Origin of the sequence: Kocuria sp. PD6, from assembly GCF_031844145.1 — a bacterium.
GTDB classification, from domain to species: Bacteria; Actinomycetota; Actinomycetes; order Actinomycetales; family Micrococcaceae; genus Kocuria; species Kocuria marina.
This window is the reverse complement of the sequence record NZ_JAUZUS010000007.1, coordinates 108,665-132,817: the sequence shown is the minus strand read 5'-3', so window position 1 is coordinate 132,817 and position 24,153 is coordinate 108,665. Positions and strand designations below refer to the sequence as shown.

The 24,153-nt window shown below is 67.0% G+C and carries 27 protein-coding genes; 7 read left to right on the top strand and 20 right to left on the bottom strand.

All coding sequences use genetic code 11. The features are described from left to right. The first annotated feature begins 432 nt into the window (after positions 1-432). A protein-coding gene (locus Q9R22_RS08560; RefSeq protein ID WP_396415669.1) for an IS3 family transposase occupies positions 433-1,580 on the top strand; the annotation gives its coding sequence in 2 pieces (ribosomal slippage) (positions 433-706 and positions 706-1,580; 1,149 coding nt in all). A gap of 76 nt (positions 1,581-1,656) precedes the next feature. Here Q9R22_RS08560 and Q9R22_RS08555 read toward each other — a convergent pair. From Q9R22_RS08555 to Q9R22_RS08525, 7 genes are all read right to left on the bottom strand, one after another. Beyond that, a complete protein-coding gene (locus Q9R22_RS08555) occupies positions 1,657-2,175 on the bottom strand; it encodes a hypothetical protein (protein ID WP_131333718.1) in 519 nt (172 codons plus the stop codon). Between the two features lie 202 nt (positions 2,176-2,377). Then, the gene (locus Q9R22_RS08550; protein WP_131333719.1) at positions 2,378-2,899 is read right to left on the bottom strand and encodes a hypothetical protein; all 522 of its coding nucleotides are present in this window, start codon (positions 2,897-2,899) and stop codon (positions 2,378-2,380) included. 31 nt (positions 2,900-2,930) lie between these two features. Next, positions 2,931-3,368: a hypothetical protein gene (locus Q9R22_RS08545; RefSeq protein ID WP_131333720.1), complete on the bottom strand. Its 438-nt coding sequence runs from the start codon at positions 3,366-3,368 to the stop codon at positions 2,931-2,933. Next, positions 3,365-4,381 (bottom strand): hypothetical protein, encoded by a 1,017-nt coding sequence (locus Q9R22_RS08540; RefSeq protein WP_131333721.1) that lies wholly within the window; start codon positions 4,379-4,381, stop codon positions 3,365-3,367. Before Q9R22_RS08540 ends, Q9R22_RS08545 begins: the two co-directional genes overlap by 4 nt. A gap of 87 nt (positions 4,382-4,468) precedes the next feature. Then, positions 4,469-5,521, bottom strand: coding sequence for an ImmA/IrrE family metallo-endopeptidase (locus tag Q9R22_RS08535; RefSeq protein WP_207387855.1), 1,053 nt, complete (start codon positions 5,519-5,521; stop codon positions 4,469-4,471). 2 nt (positions 5,522-5,523) lie between these two features. Continuing rightward, positions 5,524-6,495 (bottom strand): hypothetical protein, encoded by a 972-nt coding sequence (locus tag Q9R22_RS08530; protein ID WP_131333722.1) that lies wholly within the window; start codon positions 6,493-6,495, stop codon positions 5,524-5,526. Next, complete coding sequence (locus Q9R22_RS08525) at positions 6,492-7,511, bottom strand: hypothetical protein (RefSeq protein ID WP_131333723.1); 1,020 nt, start codon at positions 7,509-7,511, stop codon at positions 6,492-6,494. Before Q9R22_RS08525 ends, Q9R22_RS08530 begins: the two co-directional genes overlap by 4 nt. A 256-nt stretch (positions 7,512-7,767) precedes the next feature. Between Q9R22_RS08525 and Q9R22_RS13320 the strand changes: the two genes are divergently transcribed. Both Q9R22_RS13320 and Q9R22_RS08520 read left to right on the top strand, forming a co-directional pair. Further along, complete coding sequence (locus tag Q9R22_RS13320; RefSeq protein ID WP_396415668.1) at positions 7,768-7,863, top strand: relaxase/mobilization nuclease domain-containing protein; 96 nt, start codon at positions 7,768-7,770, stop codon at positions 7,861-7,863. Positions 7,864-7,926: 63 nt separating this feature from the next. Further along, positions 7,927-8,115, top strand: a complete 189-nt coding sequence (locus Q9R22_RS08520) for a hypothetical protein (RefSeq protein WP_131333724.1) — start codon at positions 7,927-7,929, stop codon at positions 8,113-8,115. Positions 8,116-8,355: 240 nt separating this feature from the next. Here the strand turns inward: Q9R22_RS08520 and Q9R22_RS08515 are convergent, their stop codons facing one another. After that, the gene (locus tag Q9R22_RS08515) at positions 8,356-8,562 is read right to left on the bottom strand and encodes a hypothetical protein (protein WP_131333725.1); all 207 of its coding nucleotides are present in this window, start codon (positions 8,560-8,562) and stop codon (positions 8,356-8,358) included. Between the two features lie 289 nt (positions 8,563-8,851). Then, positions 8,852-10,042, bottom strand: a complete 1,191-nt coding sequence (locus Q9R22_RS08510) for an alcohol dehydrogenase catalytic domain-containing protein (RefSeq protein ID WP_131333726.1) — start codon at positions 10,040-10,042, stop codon at positions 8,852-8,854. 433 nt (positions 10,043-10,475) lie between these two features. On the opposite strand from Q9R22_RS08510, the gene Q9R22_RS08505 reads away from it, so the two are divergent. Both Q9R22_RS08505 and Q9R22_RS08500 read left to right on the top strand, forming a co-directional pair. After that, a complete protein-coding gene (locus Q9R22_RS08505) occupies positions 10,476-11,699 on the top strand; it encodes an MFS transporter (protein WP_311254165.1) in 1,224 nt (407 codons plus the stop codon). Between the two features lie 43 nt (positions 11,700-11,742). Continuing rightward, positions 11,743-13,029 (top strand): cytochrome P450, encoded by a 1,287-nt coding sequence (locus Q9R22_RS08500; RefSeq protein WP_131333727.1) that lies wholly within the window; start codon positions 11,743-11,745, stop codon positions 13,027-13,029. Between the two features lie 163 nt (positions 13,030-13,192). Here Q9R22_RS08500 and Q9R22_RS08495 read toward each other — a convergent pair whose 3' ends face one another. The 4 genes from Q9R22_RS08495 to Q9R22_RS08480 form a co-directional block, all read right to left on the bottom strand. Next, positions 13,193-15,238, bottom strand: coding sequence for a M23 family metallopeptidase (locus Q9R22_RS08495; RefSeq protein ID WP_131333728.1), 2,046 nt, complete (start codon positions 15,236-15,238; stop codon positions 13,193-13,195). A gap of 125 nt (positions 15,239-15,363) precedes the next feature. Beyond that, positions 15,364-15,888 (bottom strand): mycothiol transferase, encoded by a 525-nt coding sequence (locus Q9R22_RS08490; RefSeq protein WP_131333729.1) that lies wholly within the window; start codon positions 15,886-15,888, stop codon positions 15,364-15,366. Between the two features lie 87 nt (positions 15,889-15,975). Beyond that, complete coding sequence (locus Q9R22_RS08485) at positions 15,976-16,389, bottom strand: DMT family transporter (RefSeq protein WP_207387856.1); 414 nt, start codon at positions 16,387-16,389, stop codon at positions 15,976-15,978. Positions 16,390-16,401: 12 nt separating this feature from the next. Then, a complete protein-coding gene (locus Q9R22_RS08480) occupies positions 16,402-16,854 on the bottom strand; it encodes an EamA family transporter (RefSeq protein WP_207387857.1) in 453 nt (150 codons plus the stop codon). Between Q9R22_RS08480 and Q9R22_RS08475 the strand changes: the two genes are divergently transcribed. Next, complete coding sequence (locus tag Q9R22_RS08475) at positions 16,840-17,412, top strand: GntR family transcriptional regulator (protein WP_131333730.1); 573 nt, start codon at positions 16,840-16,842, stop codon at positions 17,410-17,412. The genes Q9R22_RS08480 and Q9R22_RS08475 overlap by 15 nt on opposite strands. A 46-nt stretch (positions 17,413-17,458) precedes the next feature. Here the strand turns inward: Q9R22_RS08475 and Q9R22_RS08470 are convergent, their stop codons facing one another. After that, the gene (locus Q9R22_RS08470; RefSeq protein ID WP_165489862.1) at positions 17,459-18,973 is read right to left on the bottom strand and encodes an MFS transporter; all 1,515 of its coding nucleotides are present in this window, start codon (positions 18,971-18,973) and stop codon (positions 17,459-17,461) included. Between the two features lie 180 nt (positions 18,974-19,153). On the opposite strand from Q9R22_RS08470, the gene Q9R22_RS08465 reads away from it, so the two are divergent. After that, positions 19,154-19,699, top strand: a complete 546-nt coding sequence (locus Q9R22_RS08465; protein WP_131333732.1) for a TetR/AcrR family transcriptional regulator — start codon at positions 19,154-19,156, stop codon at positions 19,697-19,699. Positions 19,700-19,785: 86 nt separating this feature from the next. Here the strand turns inward: Q9R22_RS08465 and Q9R22_RS08460 are convergent, their stop codons facing one another. The 6 genes from Q9R22_RS08460 to Q9R22_RS08435 form a co-directional block, all read right to left on the bottom strand. Then, positions 19,786-19,950: an FtsX-like permease family protein gene (locus Q9R22_RS08460; protein ID WP_311254164.1), complete on the bottom strand. Its 165-nt coding sequence runs from the start codon at positions 19,948-19,950 to the stop codon at positions 19,786-19,788. A 21-nt stretch (positions 19,951-19,971) separates the two neighbouring features. After that, the gene (locus tag Q9R22_RS08455) at positions 19,972-20,613 is read right to left on the bottom strand and encodes a hypothetical protein (RefSeq protein WP_207387859.1); all 642 of its coding nucleotides are present in this window, start codon (positions 20,611-20,613) and stop codon (positions 19,972-19,974) included. Between the two features lie 172 nt (positions 20,614-20,785). After that, positions 20,786-21,352, bottom strand: a complete 567-nt coding sequence (locus tag Q9R22_RS08450) for a DUF3817 domain-containing protein (RefSeq protein WP_131333733.1) — start codon at positions 21,350-21,352, stop codon at positions 20,786-20,788. Continuing rightward, complete coding sequence (locus tag Q9R22_RS08445) at positions 21,349-22,428, bottom strand: hemolysin family protein (RefSeq protein WP_131333734.1); 1,080 nt, start codon at positions 22,426-22,428, stop codon at positions 21,349-21,351. The genes Q9R22_RS08450 and Q9R22_RS08445 overlap by 4 nt, the downstream gene beginning before the upstream one ends. Next, on the bottom strand, positions 22,425-23,972 hold the full coding sequence (locus Q9R22_RS08440) for a hemolysin family protein (protein ID WP_131333735.1): 1,548 nt from the start codon (positions 23,970-23,972) through the stop codon (positions 22,425-22,427). Before Q9R22_RS08440 ends, Q9R22_RS08445 begins: the two co-directional genes overlap by 4 nt. Next, positions 23,966-24,136, bottom strand: a complete 171-nt coding sequence (locus tag Q9R22_RS08435; protein ID WP_156523453.1) for a hypothetical protein — start codon at positions 24,134-24,136, stop codon at positions 23,966-23,968. Before Q9R22_RS08435 ends, Q9R22_RS08440 begins: the two co-directional genes overlap by 7 nt. Positions 24,137-24,153: the final 17 nt, after the last annotated feature.

Here is a 24,153-nt window from a genome sequence, read left to right as displayed (position 1 = left end):
AATGTTGTGAGACATTGCGGGTCAGTGTCGCAGTGACGTGTGATGCCTCGCCCTGGGCTTTGTGCGGGCTGGCACTCCACCTCCTGCGCTGGTCCGGTAACCCTGGTTGGCGTTGGTGGACGGAATCTTGGTACCGGCCTGCGGCCGCCGGTGGGATGGGTTGGGACGATGTGTGCGGGCGAGGGTATGGATGCTGCATTCTGTATCTCACCTCAGGCGGGCGCGGGTTGGCTTCGGAAATAGGGGTCACGCGTCGTCGTTGCACTGGCCGTTCCTGTCTTCCCTTCAACGTCATGCAGGCCTCGTTTCTCATCGACACGGCACCCATGGTGGCGGTGGCCGACCGGGTGCGACCCGACCAGGGTAGGGACTGCCCCGGGTTTCCTTGACTCCTGACTTGTGAGGATCCTTCCTCACGGTGAGGATGAAACCGTGCCCAAGCCCTACCCCGAGGAGTTCCGCCGCGACGTGGTGGCGGTAGCCCGCAAGCACGAGGCCCCGCTGTCCCAGATCGCCCGCGACTTCGGGATTTCAGAAGCCACGCTCCACAACTGGTTGCGCAAAGCCGATGTCGACGACGGCGTCCGGCCAGGGGTCACCACGGCCGAGTCGGAGGAGCTGCGGGCGCTGAGGCGGCGCAATCGACTGCTCGAGCAGGAGAACGAGATCCTGCGCCGGGCCGCGGCGTTCTTCGCCCGCGAGCTGCCCCCAAAATGAAGTTTCCGCTGGTCCTCGACCTGGCCGCCGACGGGATTCCCGTCGCGGTGACCTGCCGGATACTGGGCTTCTCCAAGCAGGCCTTCTATCAGTGGAAGGCGAACCCGGTCACCGACCGGGACTGGGACGATGCGCACCTGATCGACGCCGCCATGACCATCCACGCCGACGACCCGGCTTTCGGCTACCGGTTCATCGCCGACGAGCTGCCCGACCACGGCATCACCGCCGGGGAGAACCGCGTGCAGCGGCTGTGCTCGGCCCAGCGGCTCTTCAGCGTCCACTCCAAGAAGCGCGGGCTCAACCGCAAGCCCGGTCCACCGGTCCACGACGACCTGGTGGAGCGGAACTTCACCGCCGGCGCGCCCAACCGGCTGTGGCTCACCGATCTGACCGAGCACCGCACCGACGAGGGCAAGCTCTACCTCTGCGCGATCAAGGACGTCTACTCCAACCGGATCGTCGGGTACTCCATCGATTCCCGGATGAAGGCGTCCTTGGCGGTCACGGCCCTGCGCAGCGCGGTGGCCCGCCGCGGGACAGTGGCCGGCTGCGTGGTCCACAGCGACCGCGGCAGTCAATTTCGAGCCCGGAAATTCGTGCATGAGCTCGCCCATCACGATCTTGTGGGGTCTATGGGCAGAGTCGGGGCGTGCGCGGACAACGCCGCCATGGAGTCCTTTTTCGCCCTGCTGCAGAAGAACGTCTTGGACCGGCAGCGCTGGTCCAGCCGGGGGGACCTGCGGCTGGCGATCGTCACCTGGATCGAGAAGTCCTACCACCGCCGGCGACGGCAACGCCGTCTGGGTCGCCTCACGCCGGTCGAGTTTGAGACCATCAATCACGGCCTCAAGGCCGCCTGAAACCGATCAACCCCGAGAGTCAACGGAAGTCGGGGCAGTCCCGTAAGACGTATGAAGAGGAGCTGGATGGTGGCGCTCACCCGTATAGTCCGCTGTCCACGACCCGGTCGAAGATCTGCACTGTCACTGGCCGCCCCTCTTCCTCAGGGGAGCACTTGTAGTGGGCCGTCGCCCGCTCGTCGGCCACGCAGTACAGGTAGTCCAGCGACAAACGCACGGCGCTGTAGTAAGCGACCCCGGCCACCAAGGCTGCGGCGGTTACCGGGAGGAAGTATCGGGTGAGGAACTTCAATATGCTGAAGTACCACCGGAAGGACAGTACGTACTTGAGCCCCAAGGCGAGCCCGGAGCGCGCCCGGTGGAACAGTCGTAAGGACCAAGGCGTGTCGGGGTCCGCCGGCACGGGGTCAAGGTGATCGCTAATCACGCCCGTGAAAAACTTCGATACTAGCCAGATAAAGGGAAGACTTAGCGCCAGGCCGCCCAGCACGCTGAGCAGTATGGCCGCAGTGTACGAGAGCACCCCCACCTGTACGAGTAAACTTTCGTAGGTATCCCAGTCGATCTCAGACCGCCCGTTATCATTGAATATCATTAGGCTCCCCTTGCATGGTCGATAATGTCCTCACGGATGCGCTGGTTGGTCCCGACACCTGCAGGCGTTCACCGGGTTCGGGACTGACGCACCGATCGGTCAACGCCCCCTGTTCGTGTGGCAGTTCATTTTTTCAAGGAGGGGCATGACGCGGCGCCCTGCAGATCCGGAGTTGCCGGACACGCGAATTTCCTTGACGGTCTCAGCGCTTCTTGGACCACCAGGACGAAAGCTTCTTCAAGTGCTTCCCGACGGCCGTTGTGTAGGCGGCCTCGTATGTCTTGAGGCTGCCAAGATCAACTTGCGATGACGGAATGATCATGGCCGCGTCTTCGGCGATGGCCGGCTGCTGCCAGGCCTCTTTCATTGCGACGCCGGCGGAGGCGCGCACCTGTTCAATGAGGGCGTCGTATGCCCGTCCAACGTCATCGGACTCGGCACGCGTCCACGCCAAGTAGTAGTTGAGGTGTTCCTGGGTCTGGCGTATCTGCTCGGAAATCCGGACTCGCTCTTCCCCTGGCTTTTCGATGTTGCGGCGGCGGATTACGTAGGGGTATTCCTTGTACTCCGCATAAGCGGCAAATGCTTCTGCGAAAACGGTTCGCACCCTGGATCGTTCTTCTTCCCGACTTTTACGCCAGGCCAGAAGGATGTTGATGGTGCCGGTGAGGATTGCAGCCAGCACGGCGCTGGTCAGCAGTATCGGAAGAGTTATTGCGTCCATATAGCTGTCCTTTCTCTGTGCGGAAGTGGCATCAGTTGTCGAGGTGTCCGACTTCATCACCGGGCCAATCGCCGGTCTGGCGGTACCACTGCTCCTTGATGAGGTGAGCGGCGATATGGCCGAGCAGAGCGGATGGCCCGTTGCCGGGGCGCCAGCGTGCTTCGGGCGGGTCGTAGGGGAACCACATGCACAGGCTGTCGTCGCTGTATCGGTGCGGTGACTCGGTCGGGCCGTCGACGAACACTCGGGGCACTTCCGGGGAGCCGGGAGAGAAGTGGATCTCGATGCGGCGCGTGGGGACTCCCGTGGGGGTGATGCTGGTGGACAGCGCGAAGCCTCCCCGGTATGCGCGGCGCGGTCGTATGGCCTTGACACCGGGGTTGTCGAGTCCGAACTCGTGGAGGAATCGGATGCGATTGGCGGGGGTGGCGAACCAGGGTGGGTGGCGCCAAGTGCTGCGTGCCGTCACCGGTTTCCGCCGTAGGACCGGGTCGGCGGGATCGTTGCCGCCACCCCGCTCAGCCCGAGAGCGGCTGTCGTGACAGGCAACCGGTTGGACAAGGCTCCTGCAGCGGTCGCGAGACCTTCGGAGGCCGGGTCGTCGATGTACTTCCAGAAGATCTTCGCCAGCGCGGCACGGACCTTCTGCTCGTCGCCCTCGTTGGACATCGCTTCGGCTACCGCGTCGGCGGCCTTCCGCAGCCGGGGGCGAACCTTGTCGGCCGGCAGCAACAACTTGAGGTTCGCCGAGACTCCCGCAGGGTCGGGCGTGGCCTGACGGGACTCGAGGCGATTGGCGGCACCTTCAAAGAGAGCGTGCAGGCCGGCTGGGATTCCCATGCCGGGCTCCATAAACTCATACGCCCAGACCGACAGCATGAACGAGGAGACCCCGGGGGTGGCGTACTGCTTGTTCCATGCCTTGGCCAGCCGGATGACCTTGCGCCGGGTGGACCGGAAGGAGGCCGTTCCGGAATTAAGGAGTGCCACGTGGGCTTCGGGGTCGGAGGGTTCCCACGTGTTCTTGGTGAGGTTCGGAATCCACAGCCCGTTGCCCTCCTTCCTGGTGAGGGCGACGACGAGATCGACGGTGGGGTTCTGGTCGTTGACGGGCTCGGCGAAGGTGACCATGGGGCCGCGCTTGGAGGTGTTGATCCTCGCCTTCGGGTAGGTCTCGCGGATGATCGGCCCGATGAGCGTGCAGAGGTCTTCGACGACTTCGAGAGGGGACTCGTTGTCTCCTTCAGGCCCCAGCCGCGGATAGCACCGGCGGTCTAGGACTAGTCCGCCGTCACCGTCACTCACCGGGCCGTTCATGGTGTGTACGGCAAGGGAGCCGCTCTGGTAGGTGCGCAGCGCTCCGTAGAAGGAGCTCCCTGCGTCCCGTACCAGCGCCAGTCGTGTGCGTGCCTCGGTCAGTGCGTCATGGTCGGCGTCGATGTCTGCCCTGATCTCGGCCAGGACGTCTGCTGTGGTTCCCACTGGGGGCTCCCGTCTCTCGTTCGTGAGGGCGGGAGGTTTCCCGTCTCATCCGTGTCTGACGGGACAACGCCGGCCGTGTCCGGTAGGTCAGGACGCGCAGTCGGAGCAAGTTTCGGAGTCGCCATGGAACTGGGACGGGTGTTTGACGAGGAAGCACCGCAGACATTGCCGTTCGGCGGCTCTCGTGCATCCGCAGTGGCTTCGGGGGCAGCGGGGCTCGCCACAGGAGGGACACGTGAATTTGACGACGAAATTGGTTCCACATGTCTCGCAGTCATCCCATTTGCCAGCAGGAGATGCTGCTGCGGTGGCCTCTTGGGGAGGCGAGTGAGGCTTCCAGGAGGCGCCGTACTCGACCATCACCGCGAACAGAAGTCCGTCGCACCAGGCGATCTGGCCGTAGAGCCGGTTCGACGTGTGGCCCGTGGAGTAGTGGATTTGCGCGTCATCGCGCCCGATGATGCGGTCCGTCGGAGGTCCGGTTAGCGCCGCCGCGACCAGTGGGTTTGCGGACTGGTCCGAGCCGCGTGCAGGAGGGTAGACCGTGCCTCGGGCGGCGGCGAAGCTCACGGCTCCTTCCGCGTCGAAGACGGCGACGACACCTGGTGTCTTGAGCTCGGCGACAAGGCGAACGCAGATCGCGGCGCGGGAGGCCTGGGATCGATGGAACAAGTCCAGGGCGCTCTCGGCGGTCGGACCGCCTGGTGGCACGGCTTGGCTGACAAGCGCCGGCGGAAGGAGCACCCTGGCGGCAAAAGCATCGCAAGCGGCGTCCTCAAAGGCCTCGGAGTCCTCGGCCTCCATGAGGGTGGTTCCGAGACCGAGGTCGGTGCTCTGGATGTGATGCCCGAGTTCGTGCAACAGGGTGAATCGTTGGCGGCGCAACGACATGGATTCTGCGACCACGAGCGTCGGGGGCGTGGTTTGCCAGAGATACCCTCCGGCAACTGAGCATCCGCGGCGGGCATTGCCGGAGACGTTGCTCTCTTCGGGGACCGGCGCTATTTGTACCTCTGGCCAGGAGGTGATCTCCGAGAAGGCGTCGCTGGCTAACCGCGGAGCAGCTCCGGGCCAGCACTGGTCGAGGGCGGCAAACATGCCCTCGACCTGTTGGGGGGTCCCCTCGAACAGCTTCGGCACAACTACTCCTCTGGGTTGGTGCTCTCACTGAGGCGGCCCAGTGCGATGGTCCGCAATCGCTGTTTCCAGACATTTCTGCCCTCGCCGTGCTGGCGCGCTGCAAGTGCGAAGGCCTGGCGGGCGACGCTATGCCGTGCGTCGGCTTCGTCGGTTTTGCCCGATTGCGCTTCCGTGCGGACGAGGTGTCGCCAGCGGGGCTGCTCAAGTTCAAGAAGCAGATCGCTGGGCAGGGGTTCGGCCACCGCACTAATGGCATCGGGGGTAGAGCCAACGTGCGCGGCCAGTTGCTGAATCTCTTCGGCTGAAAGTTCTTGGCGGCCTCGGATGATGTTCATGGCCTGGCGCTGGGGAACGTCGAGCGCCTCCATCACCTGCGGCAGCGTGAAAGGCGGCTTCTCATGGTCTGTTCCTGCCTTTTCCACTTCAGAAGACAGGGGTTCGAGGTCTTCCATCCACTGGTCAAGTAGGTCTTCCATCTCGGCCCGCTTCTCAGCACTAGGCGATGTGTCTCCGTAATTGCCGTGCCCGGGGCGGGTGCCAGCAGATTGCCCGGTGACGTCAGTCATATCGGCGATCGTCCCGGGGGATCCGGGTATGTCTGCGAGAACCTCGCCGAGGGGGCGCTCCAGGGTGCGAATCGGGATCTCCCTCGTGCGCCCGAGCCAAACGGTCATCGGCAATCCAAGCTCATTGGTTGATGCGTCGAGGACGACCGACTCCTGGTCCTCCAGGCCGGGTTCGATCGTTACAGGCGCGACGACGACGGTCCGCGGGTTGGATGGCTCCCGGAGCGTGAGGAGCAGGATGGTGGCACCTGCCCATCGAGCCGCCCAAAGACGGTTGCTTCGCACCTCGTACTCGGCAGAGTCAACGTCTGAAGCCTTAGGTGCTCCGGAACGCAGAACGAGTGGCGCTGCGTTCGTCTTCGCTAGTTCCAGCAGTCGTGCCCGTGCTGCGCTGGGTGTCATATTCATGGGTTCTGTCCTCCATCGTGGAGTGACGGGACAAGTTTTGAGGCGTCCATGATCGACGGTTCCTGGGGTCGGCGTTCCGCTGCGCAGAGGGCAACAACCCGGCGCAGGACCTCAGGAGCGGTCACCTCATCGCCCGCGATCTCGATGAGCTTCGACTTCAGGGCGCGAATCCGAATGGCAGTCGCACTGCGTCCGAGACCAAGCGTTTGCGCTGCGGCTTTGGAGTCGTCGAGGACAAGCACAAGCTCACGCTCTTCCACGGACAGGCGATCAAAAGCTCCTCTGGCCAGCGAGTCGAGAAGTTGGTGCTCTTCCTGCTGCACCATCTCGCCAAGCGGAGAGAGTTCCGGTGCCGGAACTGCTTCTGCATCCACATCCTCGTCGGTGGAGACGGTAGACGGGTCCAACACGTGAGGAAACCGATGCGCGAGAACTGCGACGAGGGTGCTGATGTGCAGACTTCCTTGTGCTGCGAGAAAAAGCTCGCTGAGCAACGCTTCAAGCTCGCCTGGTTTCCCAAGCTGCGCGCGCCGCTTCCCTCCCGGCGATTCGGGGTAGAACGTCACGTGAACCCGTCGCGCGACCGTGGTCAGTGCGGCCACATCATTGCACCCCGCATCCGAGGGCCCCTCGGCGAGACCCCAATGATGTTCAGCTGGAGCACGCTCGAAGTGTGAATCACGCGCCAGCCGCTTCTCCAAGCGGTCCCGTAGCGCCCCTATAGCTGTGCTCGTGTGGAGATCGATCAGCCAATTACGCACCCACCGACGAAACATGCGTCCCAGAGCGTCATCGTCTTCTGCCTCGAGCAGTGCTGCAGCCGTAAGCGCCTTACCGCGGGCCGCGAAAAAATCGGAAACGTAGTCCTCGTGCGTCGACACTGGGTCCGAGGTCAGCGCGGGAAACCGGCGAAGTTCTTCGCGAGTGAGCTTCACCAGAAGTTCGAACGTAAGGCCGCCAAAGTGCCCAAGCGCACGGAGCTCATCGACCACATCGGTTTTTCCTGTGACTGCCACGTCGGCCTCAACTCCTCACTCATACCAGCTGGTGACCAGGCCAAGGAGTGGCAGTTCCTCGTTCCGTTCAGGTCATCCGTGGAGATCCCAGTTGAGGTGATCTCCATTCCTATGGTGGCACTTCAACTGCCATTCGTGCCATTCGAATAGACGACACAGCCTAACCAGCACTGAACCTAGGAATCCTCATGTCGTCCACGTTTGTTCAGATACGCCCGGAGGAGAGGCGCCTCGCAAGCAAATGGTCTTATAGCTCATGGGTTTCGAGGAGCACCCGTGGGTGATGGTCCGCCACGCCAATGACCATGTGCATGTGGTGGTGTGCCGGGTCAGTGACGAGGGCAAGGTGTAGCACGGCCGCAACGACCGCCGTGCGGCCCAGAGCGCGTGCACCCGGCTGGAGTTGGAGCACGGTTTGCAGACGGCGCCGCGGCGCCGTGAGGCGGGGCGGGTTAAACGCTCGGTGGTCGCGGTGCGTCAGCTGCAGGAGCAACAGGCCAAGGTGGTAGCGGCCCGCCGCACGGAGTGGGAGCAGATCCGCAAGGTCGTGGAGCTGGACACCCCAGCACCTCGGAGGCAATCCCCGAAGCCCGAGCAGCAATAGCGGGTGGTCCCGGCCCATCCCCTGGAACAGGTGCAGCACCTTCCTCGTCCCGGCTCCGACCGAGAGGACCGCGGGCGAGGCCTGTAGCTGGTCTTAGGCCGCGAAGATGCGGGAGAAGAACCCGCGGCGCGGCTCGGGCGGTGCCACAGGGGCTGCGGGTTCCGGTGACGTTTCCGGCTCTGCCGTCGGGGTGGGACGAACAGGTTCTGGAGTAGCAGGAGCCTGCGTGATGTGGGAGCTCTACCCGGTGAGCATGCGCAGCGCCATGCGCTCGGTTTCGTTGGCGATTTGGAGGGCGTCGAGAGCTCGCCGGCGTTCTTCGGCTCGTGCTTCAGCAACTTCGGCGCACCGGCGCCATTCCTGGACCTCGGTTTCCAGCTCGCGGACGCGCTCGAGCAGCCGACCGGTGCTCTCCGATGCCTCAGGGGTTTGAGCGGAAGGTGCCAAGGGACTGGTCTGGGGGCGGTATGGAAACCTTCGCCGTGGATGAGGCCTACAGCGATGAGTGCGGTCATGGGCATCTGCCACCCGGCGGAGGTGATGGTGGCCCCCGCTTCCTCCAGCTCGACGCGCCGTCAACGGAGGGTGCTGTGGAACCCCTGGCACCGGGTTCACGGCCAGCTGTTTTCCTGACCGGCCATAGGAGAGAACGAAAAGGCGCCCTCAGCTTGGGGCGCGTCCTGGCGGTAGTGAGGCCCTGGCAAATTGCCAGGGCCTCACTACCGGGTGAGCAAGATCAGGAGGCGATCATGCCGTGGGGGTCGATAATGTACTTCTCCTGCGAGCTGTTGTCGAAGTCCGCGTAGGCCTGAGGAGCCTCGTCAAGGCTGATGACCTTGGTCTGCAGCATGTCCGACAGGTACGGCATGCGGTCCCACAGGATCGCCTGCATCAACTCGTAGTTGTAATGCATGATCGGCGCCTGGCCAGCGGTGATCTTCGGGGACTTGATCCAGGCGTTGCCGAATTCAATCGGGTAGATGCCGTTCTGCTCGTCCTTGGAATCCGCCAGGGGGTCAGGCCCATAGATGCCGATGATGCCGGTGGCGCCTCCCGCGCGGGTAACGTCGATCACCTGGTTGATCGCATAGGCCGGATCCTCTTTGTCCGCGTCCTTGCCGATGCCGTGAGCTTCGGTGCCGACGTAGTCCACGGCGCAGTCGACCATCGGCTCGCCAAGGATCTTTTCGATCTGGTCCTGCAGCGGGACATCCTCGTTGAGGTCAATGGTTTCGCAACCGTTGCGCTTCATCAGGGCCAAGCGATCCTTGTCATGGTCGCCGACGATGATGCAGGACGCCCCCAGCAGGCGCGCAGCTGCGGCGCCGCAACGGCCCACGGGGCCGGCCCCCGCGATGTAGACAGTGGACCCGGGCTTGGCGCCAGCCTCCATGAGGCCGTGGAAGGCAGTCGGGAGGATGTCAGAGAGAAGCGCCAGATCGCGGATCTTCTCCATGGCCTGGTCACGGTCCGGGAACTTCAGCAGCTGGAAGTCCGCATAGGGAACAAAAAGATACTCGGCCTGTCCGCCGTCCCAGCCGCCCAGGTTGAAGCCGTAGGCAGCGGAATCGGCGTCCGGGTTGCAGGTCTGACAGACCTCGGTACGACCGTTGCGGCAGTTGCGGCAGCGGCCGCAAGCCACGTTGAAGGGAACCGAGACCAGGTCGCCTTCCTTCAGGAACTCGACGTCAGAGCCGATTTCCACGACTTCCCCGGTCATCTCATGCCCCATGACCATGCCTTCCGGGGCGGGGAAGGACCCGCGGTAGATGTGGAGGTCACTACCGCAGATGTTGGAAGCCACGATCTTCAGGACAACACCGTGGGGTGCCTTCTTGCCGTTGGGCATCTGGAGCTTCGGAAAGTCCAGATCCTCAACCTGCATGTTCTTGACGCCGCGGAAGACGACGGAACGGTTGCCTGCCATGTTCTTCACTCCTTCTTGAGTTCTCACACCGGGGCCCGGGGAGACTCGGTCCAGCCCCAGCCTTGAGGCTTCTCTCAGTAAACCATAGGCCTCGCACAACCTAAATCGGCCCCCAGGGGCGTCGTAGGGAGGGAGGCGTCCTGGACGAATCCACGTTCTGGGGGGTGGGCTTGCCCCGGCTCGTAACGGTCGTGCAAAACCACAAGGTACCGATGGGATCTCACAACCCGTGGGTTTCGAGATGATCGGCGGTTTGGCGTTGAGGGCACCTTCACCGGGCAGTTTGTGAGCGGGGCTTACGGGGGAATCAGTGAGGGACTGGATGCTGGCTTTCGCCAGGAGCTAACGACAGTGGCAAGCTGACCCTTTCGGGGGCCGACGGGCAGACCATCCCCAAGTGTGCTCCACCCTCCCCGGCCCGTAGCCTGACGGGGTGACGCCAGCTTCCCCACCACCGGCCATGGACCGCCTGCGGATCACCCGAGCGCGCATCGCGGTGTCCCTGCTGTTCCTCACCAACGGCGCGATCTTCTCCAACCTGTTGCCCCGCTTGCCCGAGATCAAGGACATGTACGACCTGTCCAACGCCCTGTACGGGTTCGCGCTAATCGCGTTCCCCATCGGAGGTGTGGTGGCGGGCCCCCTGCCAGCCCCCATCCTGCGGAGGTTCGGAACGGCGCGCGTCGCCGTGGTGGGTTCGATCCTGCTCGCCACCGCAGTGTTCGTGGCCGGATCCGTTCCCCTCGTGGCCGTGTTCTGGATCGGATTGTTCGTCGCGGGCATGCTGGACGCCCTCGTGGACACAGCGCAGAACGCGCAAGGACTGCGAGTACAACGCCTCGCCGGAACCTCCATCATCAACTCCATGCACGCCCTGTGGAGCGTGGGTGCCGTGATCGGCGGCCTCATGGGCACAGCCGCCGCAGCCATGAACCTACCCCTGCCCTGGCACTTCCTGATCAGCGGTGTCATCTTCGCGGCCGTGGCGGCCTTCGCCATGCGCTGGGCCGTCCCCGACGACCACGCGGAACACGCCGCCACCCAGGCCGAGAACGCCCCCCTGGACACCGCCGGGATGCCCAAGCTCCCGCGTAGCGCGGGAGTGGCCGCGCTCGCGCTGCTGCCGATCGCCGTCGTCGCCATGTCCGGGGTGCTCGTGGAAGACGTGGGCTCCAACTGGTCCGCCGTCTACCTGCGGGACGCCCTGGGCGCACCCGTGGGCATGGTGGGGCTCGGCTACGTCAGCCTGGTGGGCGCGCAGTTCGTGGGTCGCCTTTTGGGGGACAGGCTGATCGACGCGTTGGGCGCCGTGCTGGTCACGCGCATCGGGGGCGTACTGATCTTCGTGGGCCTGGGCGCCGTGGCGCTCGCGCCGACACCGTGGGTGGCCCTGGCTGGGTTCGCCCTCGCGGGCTTTGGCTGCGCGACCATGGTCCCCAACGCCTATGCCGCCGCGGACCGCGCCCCCGGCCTGAGACCCGGCACGGGCCTCACCCTGGTGAGCTGGTGCATGCGCATCGTGTTCGTGCTCTCGCCCCCGCTGATCGGCCTCTTCGCCGATGCCGCCGGGTTGCGGACCGCGCTGTTCGTCTTCCCGCTCATGGGCCTGTTCGCGTTCCTCTTCGCGGGCGCCCTGCGGGTGCGTGCCCGGCGTTGAAACCTCCCAGTCGGCGAAAGGTCAGTACCCGTACGATCGGAGCATGACTTCCACCGCGGGACGCACCCGCCCCGACCAAGTCCTCTCCTTCCTGCGCTCGGGCTACCTCTTCGCCTCGCGCGTACGACGTCGCACGGGCGTCTCCCCGGAGTCCGGCGCCCCGGTGAGCATGAACCTGCTGGGCAAGCGCTCGGTCCTGGTGCGCGGGGAAGAAGGGGTGGACCTCTTCTACGACACCTCCCGCATGAAGCGCCACGGTGCCATGCCCCTGTTCATCCGCGGCCCGCTCTTCGGATCGGGTGCCGTCCACGCCCTGGACGGGGACGCCCACGCCGCACGTAAGAACCAGATGGCGGACATGGCCTACGAGGACGAGCGGGTGGCCCAGTACAAGCCGTTCGTGGCCGAGGAACTCGAGATGCTCATCCGTGAATGGACCTCCCCCGGCAACGTCTACGACGGCACGGCCTTGGCCTTCGGCCGTGCGTCCTTCCGGTGGGCCGGGATCCCGTGGAGCCGCCAGGAGATGGACCGGCAGGCCCGCCGCATGAGCCGTCTGCTGGACACCTTTGGGCGCCCCGCCACGCACCCGATCTCATGGTTCGAGCGCTTCCGCCTGGATCGCACGTTCACGCAGCTGATCCACGGGGTGCGTTCGGGCACCGTGGCCGCCGACCCGGATTCGGTGCTCGCCCACATGGCGCGTCTCGTGGACGAGAACGGTGGCCCCGTGGACGAGAAGACCGCCGCGGTGGAGTTGCAGAACCTCACCCGCCCCAACGTGGCGGTGGCTCGCTTCGCGGCCTTCGCCGGGGCAGCACTCGTGGAGCACCCGGAATGGGCCGCCCGTATCCACGAGGCGTCCCAGGCACGGGGTGGTTCTCTGCTCGACATCCCGGAGGCCGTGGCCTTCGCCCAGGAGGTCCGCCGCGTCTACCCGTTCGTCCCGATGCTCCCCGCCGAGGCCACCGCGGACACTGAGATCAAGGGCTGCCCCATCCACAAGGGTCAGCGCGTGCTGATCGACATCCTGGGCACCAACAACGATCCCGCCTCGTGGGAGCGCGCCGGCACCTTCGACCCCGAACGCTTCATGGGGGTCGACGACGCGGAGGCCATCCGCACGTTCATCCCCCAGGGCGGTGCCGAGGTCCGTACGGGCCACCGCTGCCCCGGTGAGAAGATCGCGGTGACATCCCTGTCCGCGGCCGTGGTGGCACTGGCCCGCCCGAACGTGGAACTGGGCACCGACCCGGACGACCTCACGTTCTCGTGGACCCACATGCTGACCCGCCCCGCTACGGGCATGCGGGTGCGTGCCGCCCACTGATCCACCCGAGCGAACCGAAGGGCCACCCCGCGTGCGAGCGGGGTGGCCCTTCGGGTAAGCACCTCTATGTCCGGAACACCAGGGTGTCGCCCACCGCTGTGGGCGGGATCACCGGTCCACGGGTACGCACCGCCGTTACGGGCAGGAGGGGGAACCCCGATCCTCACCCGTCCTTGGCAGAGGGAGCCGGGGGCTGGTACGGCGGGGCATCGGCCACCAGCTTCTGCAGCGTGGTCAGCTCGTCCGTGGCCGCCGCGGTGAGTTTCTTGTCCGCCGGTTTCGCCGAGGCCGCCGCCACCGCGTGCTGGGTCTTATTCAGCTGCGCGGTGAACGACGGATCCGCGGCGGCCAGCTTGGAACCCGTGAGCCGCTGGGACAGCAAGGTCAACTCGGTGTTCAGTGGCGTGGCGGGTCCGAACTGCTGAGCCGGGGTCAGCACCAACTGCGTGGCCAGCAGGTGCTGCGTGCGCTGCTGCACCTGCTCCAGCGTGGTCAGCTGATCCACGCGCGCGGTGTAGGGATCCACACCGGGCACGTTTGGCTGAGGGTTGGGATCCCTGCCCGGCTCGGTGTGCCCCGGTGACTTGGGGCGCCCGGACGTCGACGGATTCGGGGTGGGCAGGGTATTCCCCGGATCACTCGGGGTGCCCGTGGGGCCACCGGACTTCGACGGGATCGGCGTAGCACTCCGAGTCGGGGAGCCGCTCGGGTCGAGCTTCTGCGTGCCCGGATCGCTCGGCTTACCCGCGAAACCACCGGACTTCGACGGGATCGGCGTAGCACTCCGAGTCGGGGAGCCGCTCGGGTCGAGCTTCTGCTTGCCCGGATCGCTCGACTTACCCGCGGAACCACCGGACTTCGACGGGATCGGCGTGGAAGTCTTGTCCCCCGACTTCTTGGCGCCGGAGTCGTGTCCTCCCGGTGTCGCCCGGCCCGGGGTCTGCTCGGACCTGCCCGGCGTGGATGCTCCGGACGGGGTCGTGTTCGGGCGCGGCGTCGTCGTCGACCCTGGCTCGTGAGCGGGCCCCCTCTTGGCAGGGGCCTTCGTGGCCGGCGCAGCCTGGGGCGCGGACTTCTTGGCGTCGTTCCCGGCCTTCTCGCCGGACGCCTGCTTCGCGGCGGCCGGTTTTCCGGAGTTCGACGACGCCGCTGCCGGCTGCGGGGTCTTCCGGCCGAGTGCCATCACGCGTTCGTGATCTGCGTCGGGAACGTCGGCCGGTGCGGGACCGGAATCGGTACCGGGTTCCGCGTGCGGATCCACGGGAGGCTGCATCGCGGCCTGGTCCTCCGCGGAATACGGCGCGCGCGACGCGGGGATGACACCCTTGCCGGTCTCCCAGTCGAAGGACTCCGGATCCGCGACCTTGCCGTGAACCCAGATCTCGAAGTGCAGGTGGGGGCCGGTGACACGCAGACCCGTCTGCCCCACGGTGCCCAGTCGTTCGGAGGCGCGCAGGGTGTCCCCCGCGCGCACCATGACGTCCTTGAGGTGGTTGTACGTGGTCTTGATGCCGTCCGCGTGCGTGACCTCCACCCGGTTGCCACCCCACACGTCCCAGAAAACCGCTGTGACGGTGCCGTCCAGGGCGGCTACCACGGGTGTGCCCTCCGGTACGGAGATGTCCGTGCCGTTGTGGAAGTCCTTCTGCTTGGTGTCCGGGGCGATCCGCCATCCGAAGCGGCCACCGTCCAGCACGACCACCGGTTGGGCCGGGGCGATGATGGTGTTGACGGGCAGCTCACCCTCGAAGGTCGCCGGAGCGCGCGTGCTCGGTGCCACGGGGGACGTGTCCCCCGCGCCGCTCCCGGAGCCGCTCGAGCCCGAACCGCTTCCGGATCCGGCAGCGCCCGCGCCTCCGGTTCCGGAGGCGCGGGGACCGGAACCCCCGGGAGCGATCTCCACCGCATTGCGGACGAACGTGCCCGGGGCGGTCACCGGAACGTCGTGGGACGCGGCGATCGCCGCCTGGTCCGGCACCACGGCGAACAGGGAGGCCTGAGCCGGCCGCGCGGCGTCGTCGTCGGGAGCGGGAACGCCCGAGCGCTGGGGGCCTTGCGCGTCGTGAGCCATGGCGGGCTGCCAGGGGGCGGTTTCGGTGCCATTGCTGAGCGCAACGCTCACGGCCACGAGCATGGAGAAGGACGTGAAGGCAGTTAGCGCCATGGACGGCTTCCTGGCCGCCGCGGCGCGTGAGCGTGAACGAGTCATGAGGCGATCGTGTCTCCCGGGATGGACTTCGGCACCGTTAGCCCGCGGCCCGATAGTCAGTACAGCCAGTGTAGGTGAACCGGTGGTGTCCATGTAGTTGCATGAAGACTAAGATCCCCGCGTGTTCAGTACTTCCCGGACCAGCCGTGCTCGACCAGCCCGCGGACGTAGGCGGCCTGCCCCACGTGCTGGGCGGCGTCGTCGATCGCGGACACGATCCGCACACCCCGTGTGACGGGCGGATCCCAGGAATCGTCGATGACCTCGTCCAGCTCGGCCTCCGAGAGTGAACGGACGTACTCGGCCGTGGTATTCGTGACGGCTTCGAGGTAGCCCAGCAGCAACTCGGGATCGTCCACGCGCACGCTCGCCACGGCCTGCGGATCGTCCCCGAATCCGAAGTCCTCACACGGGCGGTCCAGCCCGAACCTCTCGCACCACCCGCCGGAACGCCACACCTGCTCCGCTCCGCGCAGCTCCGCGACCTGGGCGTCCTGCTGCCGCGCCGCATGCCACACGAGCCAGGACATGGAGTTCAGTTCACCGCGGGGCATCTCGTTGAGGGTGTCCGCGGAAGCCCCCTCCACGGCGGCCCGCGCCGCCTCCAGGGGCCGCTGCGCGGCGTCAGTGATCAGTTCCAGTGCGCTCATGCCCGCGCCTCACTTCCTCGTGCCGACGATCCACGTCGCCCGCCCGGTCCGGTTACTTCCGATCCGACGACGCCGCTCCCTGTCACTCTACGGGCGCCCCGCCGGATCCGGGAGGGGTTCGCCGAGCAACAGGACGGTCCAGACAAGGGTCAGGAGCGGTTGCATCAGCTGCAGTTGACTCGCCCTGGCGATGCCCATCAGCGCCATGCCGCGATACCAAACCACGAATCCCAGGAACTGGGAGGCCGCCGCGATGTACAGCACCCCCGCGACACCGCGCGCGGAGAGGTGGACGGGTTCCATGGGCACAGCAACGATCGTCACGACCAGGTTCGCGGGAGCGACCAGAAGCACACCCCATGCGATCAGCTGCCAGCCGGGGATGCGGGAGGACAATCTCCCGCCCTCCGCGTAGCCCGCGGCACACACCACGAGGGCGGCCACGAGATAGAGATCCCCGATGCCGGGTGCCCCATTGCTCTGCAACAGGGCGAATCCCACGACCCCCGCCCCTCACGTGGCGGCCGCACACCAGAACGCCCACGAGGGCCGATTCCCGGTGCGCAGCGTGGAGATGACGGCGGTAGCCATGGGTAGGGCACCGATGACCACCGCGGAGTGCGAAGCGGACGTGGTCTGCAGCGCCAAAGTGGTCAGCAAGGGGAAGCGCAGGGCGCAGCCGAGTGCCACCACGGTGATCCCCACCCATTCGTGACGGGCGGGCATGGGCGGGCGGGCCCACAGGAGGGCGGTCCCGGCCAGTGCCGCTGCGATGGTGCCTCCTAGTCCGGTGGCCGTCCAGGGTTCGAACCGGCCCAGGGCGAAGACCGTGCCCGGGAAGCTCAGGGAGAAGGCGACGACGCCCAGGGACGCGAGGAGGGGGCCACTGCCCCATACGCCGTCGACCCGTCCCGGGCCCCGAATTGATACTGCTGTGGGAACAGTAGCGCTATGACAAGCTTTCATGATCGAAGTAGCAGTTCCGAGGACATCGCCCGGGAACTGACGCGGGACATCACATCACGTGCCACGAGAACGCGGCTACCGTCCCACCGGGCTCTCGTGACCCGCTTCGGCGCGAGCGCCTCCACCGTGTCCCGGGCACGCGCGCTACTCGCACAGCGCGGCCTGGTGGTCTCCCGCCCCGGGGCGGGGCTGGGGCGGGAGGACGTGTTGGTCGCGGGTCGGCGGACAGGCCGCCCTGTCCACCGCGATGCGGGCAGTGGCCGGTCCCTGGCACGATTGCAGACGGCGCTCACGCAGCGCAGGCGGCTGGCGGTCCGCACGGTCGTCGAGACCCTGGGAGCAGACGTCCTCCCCGATCACCCCCGCGGGGGTTATCACCTGTGGCTGCGCCTTCCCCGGGGCACCGACGAGAGCGAGTTCCTCTCGGCAGCCCTCGCGGGCGGCACCGCGCTGGCCCCCGGCACCTACTTCCACGCCGACCAGCCCGACGTCCCGCGCGTTCGCCTGAGCTACGCAGCAGCGCCCACGACAGCGGACCTGGTCACGGGCGTCCATTGACTCGAAGGACTCGTGCGAGGAGGACCGCTACAGCACCGCGGTTCGGTCAGTGGGTGCGGGGCATGCGACGGTCCGCGCGGAGCACGCGCACCAGGACCACGGCCACGGCCAGCACCATGAGACCGCCCACGAGCGAGCTCCACTGCATGCCGGAGGAGAAGGCGGCCGTGGCGGCGTCGACGATCGAAGCCTGCAACGGCGACTGAGCGGCCACGTCCAGGGCGCCACCCAGCGTCTCGTGCGCGGCCTGCGCGCTCGCGGGATCCAGGGTCGCGGGCAGGTTCAAGTGGGCCTGGTAGAACGCGGTGGCCACACCGCCCAGCACGGCGGTGCCGAGCACGGCGCCCACCTCGTACCCGGTTTCGGACACGGCCGACGCCGCTCCGGCCTTGCGTTCCGGCACGGACGAGACCACGAGGTCGGTGGACAGTGTGGTCGCGATACCCACACCCGCGCTCATCACGGTGAACCCGCCCAGGACCGGCAGCGCCGAGGCCTGTTGATCGGTGAAGAACACCAGGAGGAAGCCCAGGACAACGAGCAACAGACCCAGCACCACGGCGTTGCGCAATCCGATCGTGTAGGCCAGCTTCGCGGCGGTGAGCCCGGCGACGATCGCCAGCAGCAGCCCGGGGACCATGAACAGACCGGAGGTCATGGGGTCCATGCCACTGACCAGCTGCAGGTGCTGGGTGAGGAAGAACAGGAACCCGAACATCGCCACGTTGGACACCACGTTCACGGACAACCCGCCCGAGAACCGGGGGCTGCGGAAGAAGCGCAGGTCCAGCATGGGGTAGTCCTTGACCACCTGGCGGCGCGCGAACAACAACCCGGACAGCGCACCCACCGCGATGAACAGCACACCGTGCAGAACGGAGCCACCCGTGGCCATGGTCTTGATGCCGTACACGATCGGGGCCATGGTCAGGATCGCGAGCACGATGGACGCGGGGTCCACCGGTCCCGGGTGGGGGTCACGGGACTCGGGCAGCAGCAACGGGGCCGTGATCAGGAACGCGATCAGCACCGGGACAGCCAGCAAGAATACCGAGCCCCACCAGAAGTGATTGAGCAGGAAGCCCCCGGCGATGGGACCCAGGGCGGCGCCGGCGCTGAACCCGGCCGTCCAGATCGCGATGGCAAGGCTGCGCTGGCGATCGTCCTGGAACACGGTGCGCAACAGGGACAGCGTGGTGGGCAAGAGCATGGAACCGAACACGGCGATCCCCACGCGGGCGGCCAACAGCCATTCGGCGCTCGGGGCGAAGGCCGCGCCCAGGGAGACCAGGCCGAAGCCCGAGGAACCGATGATGAGCATCTTCCGCCGCCCGATCCGGTCCCCCAGGCTCCCCATGGGGATCAGCAGGGCGGCCAGGACCAGGGGGTAGATGTCCACGATCCACAGCAGCTGCGCTGCGGTGGGACGCAGCCCTGCGGAGATCGCGGGCAGGGCGAAGCTCAGGGCGGTGTTGTTCACGGAGACCAGGAGCACCGGGAACATGAGGGCGCCCAGGGCGGCCCAGCCACGGGCATCGGCCTTGCGGTGTTGATCGACCATCACGGACACGTGGAACCTCCTGGGAGAAGAGCTGCGGATTCGGGGTGTGCGAGCCGTACACGGTTGTACCGAGCTCCTTCACAGGAGCCTCTCGCCAAGTCTTTACCGTCTAGACGGTACAGTTAACATGGTTAGACTGGCAATGATTCCCCCCCCCCCCCCGTGAGGTTCACTACACCCATGCCCCGCAAACCCATGGCCCGCGAGAAACTACTCACCGCGTTCGAACACCTCGTGCTGTCGGAGGGCGAACGCGCCGCGACCCTGGACGCCGTCGCCGCCCGGGCGGGGGTGTCCAAGGGCGGGTTGCTCTACCACTTCCCCCACCGGCAAGCGCTCGTGGGCGCCGCCCTGGCCCGGTGCGAGGAGATGGCCCGCGAGGACCTGACCCGCCTCACGCAATCCCCCCGGGGTGCCGCACGGGAGTTCCTGGCCACGTCCCTCTACGAGGACAGCCCCCTGGACCGCAGCCTCATGGTGGCCTTCCGCATGGTGCAGTCCGGCGAGCCCGGCGCCCGCGAGACGTGCGAGCGCGTGACCCGGGAGTGGTACCGCGTGGTCCTCGAGGACGTGGGAGACCCGATGATCGCCACGGCCGTGCAGTGCATGGGGGACGGGCTCTACCAACGGGCGTCCATGGGTCTGCTGCCGGAGGACCCGGAGGAGAAGCAGCAGATCCTGCAGCACCTGCTGGACACCGCGGATCGGTTGACGCGGGACGCGTGACGAAGCCCCGGCCGAGCACCTCGCGGTACTCAGCCGGGGCTTTGTGGCGGGACCGTTCAGGGCACCGCCGTGGGGGAGCGAACGGGTCAGTCGACCCGCGCCAGCCCCTCCACCGGGTTGAGCTTCGTGGCCCGTCGCACCGGCAGCGCGGAGGCGATGACCGCCACCACCACCGCACCGGCCAGGATGAGCAGAAAACCACCCCACGGCACCACGGGCCGGACGGTCATCCCCTCCACGACCAGGGACATCACCCCCAGCATCCCGAAGAGCTAGCCCACCACGGTCACCGCAAGCAGGATCTCCAGGAGGTTCACGTAGCCGGCCTTCTCGAGCAAGGCTCCACCCAGCTCATCCGTGCCCACGTGCAGGATCTTCGCGACGGACTCCTCCAGCTTGGTGGCTTCCTGCACGTCGAGGCGCTGCGCGGCGTCGACCGTCGCGCTCACCCCGTACGGCAGCTCCCCGGACGTCTGGACGCCCAGGACGTCCGGGAGGGCCCGCGGCTCGGTGCTTTGCTGCTCGCTGAGGGGTCCGGCCGTCATGGCAACGGCGATGTCCACCGGACGCTCCCGGTCCAGCTGGTCCAGCAGGTTGACCCGGGCCACGTGTTGACCCGTGAGCACAGTGGCCACGAGCAGCACCCCGATCAGCAGGGCCGGGGCGCTCGTGCTCGTGCGCACCGGGTACCGGGCCGCGTTGGTCGCGGCCAGCCGTGAGGCGATCCCACCGGGCAGCACGCTGCCCGCACCGCGCACGAGCGCCGGGACGTATGCCCGCGACGTCATGACCACGCCCAGGAAAGACGCGAGTCCGCCCGCGATATCCAGCCCCGGGTTGTGGGTCAGCGCACCGAACACGAGGATCCCGGCACCGACCACGAGGATCACGGCGCCGGAGATCACGCGCAGCATCGGAATGCCGTCGGCGGAGCGGGAGCCGCGCAGACCGTCGAGTGCCGCCGCGCCGGGCCCAGGGAGGCCACAAGGGTCAGGAGCACGCCGGTGGCCAGTCCCGCGACCACGTCCCGCGGGGCCTGCCGTGTGCATCATGCGAGGGGATGAGCGGGCCACCGTGGGGCTCCCCTCAGGAGAACCACTCGGTGGGCGGGCCCGCGGTGAGCAGCACCGAGAACAGCGCCACCACGAACACCAGCAGGGCCAGGGCGGAGAGAACGGGCCACCGCAGGATGACCGCGAGCAGCCGCTCCGCGGGAGTGCGGGCGGGCTCAGGCAGCTCGCTCGGGACCCCGCCGGGGGTGGTGGAGGTGGCGCGGGCGTCGTCGTCCCCCGCAACCCGCCCGTCCGACGTGGTGCCGGCCCCGGTGCGCGCGTGACCCGTGGGGGCAACGCGCCACTCGTCCGCGAGCAGGCCCTTGCGCTCCACGTGCCGTTCGAACGGCACCGTGGCGAACGGAACCACGGAGAGCACGAGGCCCAGCACGCCCGTGGCGGCCGGCCAGCGCCGGTCCGTCCAGACCACCACGGTGGAGACGCAGTAGCTCAGGAACACGAACCCGTGGATCCCCCCGGCCAGGCGGACGGGGAGGTCACCGGCACCGAATCCGTACTTGGCGATCATGCCCAGGATCAGCATCGCCCACGTGACGGCCTCGGCGGTCGCGGCGATCCGGTACAGCTTCCGCGGGCTCATGCGGCGGAGTCCTGATCGGCCTTGGAGGTGGCGTCGCGGACCTCGCCCACAAGCTCCTCCAGCACGTCCTCGAGCGCCACGATGTACACGGACTCGTCCGTGGTGCGCGAGTCCCGGGCCACCTGGCCCAGCAGCGCGAAGTGCGCGCCGTTGGCCTGCATGGTGCGGGTGACCTTGCGCAGCTTGTCCTCCGGGGCCACGCGCGCGAAGCGGCGGATGATGGCCGCGGGGATCGGTTGCTCCCGAGCGGTCTCCGGCAACCCCAGCACGTCCTTCGTGTGGACGTAGCCCATGAGCCGCTCGTTCACGTCCCGCACGGGGAAGCGCGAGAAGCCCGTCTCCGCACACAACTGCTCGACCCCGGCCACGGTGATGTCGGACGGGACGGTGCGCATGCCCGCGAGGGGCAGGGCGACGTCGCCGGCCGTCTTGTTCTCGAAGTTCAGCGCACCCGTGAGCAATCGGATCTCGTCGGTGTCGAGCAGGCCCTCACGGCCGGACTCGGCCACGAAACCGCGGACGTCATCGGACGTAAAGGCCGAGGCGACCTCGTCCTTGGGCTCCACCTTGAACAGCCAGCGCACCAGGTGGTTGGCCGTCTCGTTCATGACCCAGATGGTGGGGCGGAAGACCACCACGAAGCCGTGCAGCACGGGGCCGAGCACCTGGGCCACGCGGCTGGGGACCGCGATGGCGATGTTCTTGGGCACCATCTCGCCCAGGACCATGTGCAGGAAGGTCACGATCAGCAGCGCGATCGCCAGGGCGATCGGGTGCAGCAGAGCGGACGGCACGCCCGCGGCCTCGAAGGGCACCTCAATAAGGTGTGCGATCGCGGGTTCACCCACGGCACCGATCAGCAGGGAGCACGCGGTGATCCCCAGCTGGGTGGCGGCCAGGGACACGGACACGTTCTCAATGCCCTTGAGGGCGTACTTCGCGGACTTGGATCCGTCCGAGGCGCGGGGTTCGAGCTGGTCGCGGCGGGCCGATACCATCGCGAACTCGCTGGCCACGAAGAAGGCGTTGCCCGCCAGAAGCAGGACCAGGACGATGATGGCGGTACTCGTGGTCATCGCTGCTGCTCCTCACGCGGGTCCTCCACGGACACGTCCTCGTCCCGGTGGAAACCGGCGGCGCCCACACGGTCGCCGTGCGAGACCCGGAATTCCTCCGCGGTCTTGGGGTCGCGGTTCTCACCGCCCAGCGGGTCCGGTCGCCCGGGTGGGCGCCAGGACGTGGACGACGTCGAACCGCCCCGTTCGTCCGGATTGCCGCCTTCGCGGTGCACCATGATGCGGTCCACGCGGTGCTGATCCATGCGCACCACGGCCAGGTGGATCTGCGCTTTGGTGGGCAGGTCGTCGTCGTCGCGGTGGATGTGGTCGATCGCTTCCAGGGTGAGCTTGTCGCCCACGCTGGGCAGCCGGTCCAGTTCCTCGGCGATGAGACCGCCCAGGGTGTCGGACTCCTCGCCCTCGGGCATGTCCACGCGCAGCACGTCGCCCAGTTCGTCCGGGCGCAGCAGTCCGGAGACCACCAGGCCACCGTCGCGGGCGCGGCGGAAGCGCTGCACCCGGGTGTCCTGCTCGTCGTCGATCTCCCCCACGATCTCCTCGATGAGATCTTCCAAGGTCACGATGCCCGCGGTGCCGCCGTACTCGTCCACGACCACGGCCAGTTGCAGACCCTTGTTGCGCAGTTGACGCATGAGCGGGTCCAGGGTCATGGATTCGGAGACCACGTCCGCGGGGACGCACACGTCCGCGACGCGTAGCACCGCGCGTTCCTCGAACGGAACCGCGAGCGCGTGGGTGTAGTGCACCACGCCCACGATGTCGTCCACCGATTCCCCTGTGACGGGGAACCGGGAGTGACCGGACTCGGACGCGGTGAGCAGCATGTGCTCCACGGTGTCGTCCGCGTCCAGGAAAATGACCCGGGGGCGGGGACGCATCACGTCCGCGGCCGTGCGGTCACCGAACTCGATGGACCGGGCCACGAGTTCCGCGGTGCCCGCGTCCAGCGTGCCCTCACGCCCGGAGCGGCTCACCACGGACGCGAGTTCCTCCGCGGTGCGCGCGTTGGCCACTTCCTCCGTGGGCGTGAAACCGAGCATGCGCAGCACCGCGTTCGCGGAGCTGTTGAGCATGGTCACGAGCCAGCCGAAGACCACCATAAAGATCTTCTGCGGCAGCACGACCACGTGGGTGACCCGTAGGGGGTCCGCGATGGCCCAGTTCTTGGGGACGAGTTCACCGAACACCATCTGCGTGAAGGTCGCGACGATGAATGCGGCGGTGGTCGCGATACCCACCGCAGCGGCGTCGGGCACGCCGGTCCACCCGAGACCCTCGCTGAACAGGGTGCCCAGACTGGGACCGGTGAGGAAGCCTGCCAGGAGGCTCGTGACGGTGATGCCCAATTGGGCACCGGAAAGGTTGGTGGAGGTCTTCTTGAGGCTCTGCTCGATGGTCTTGGCGCGCTTGTCGCCTTCGGCCTCCGCGCGTTGGACCGCTTGGCGGTCCACGGTGAGGAACGAGAACTCGACCGCCACGAACAGGGCGTTGGCGAGGACCAGCAGGAGGAAGACGAGGAGGAGCAGCCAGGCAGTCAGCACCAGCTCACCTCAATGCACACCGCATCGGCGCGGGAAGGGAACGGGGAACCGAACGAGCGGATGTCAGGGGAGCAGCGGCGCTGCCCGGGACTGTCCGACTCCTTGTCATCGGCCGAGGGGAGCGCACCGAAGTACGCTGCGGGCCGGTTGTGTTGAGATGTCACGGGAAAAGGATACCGAA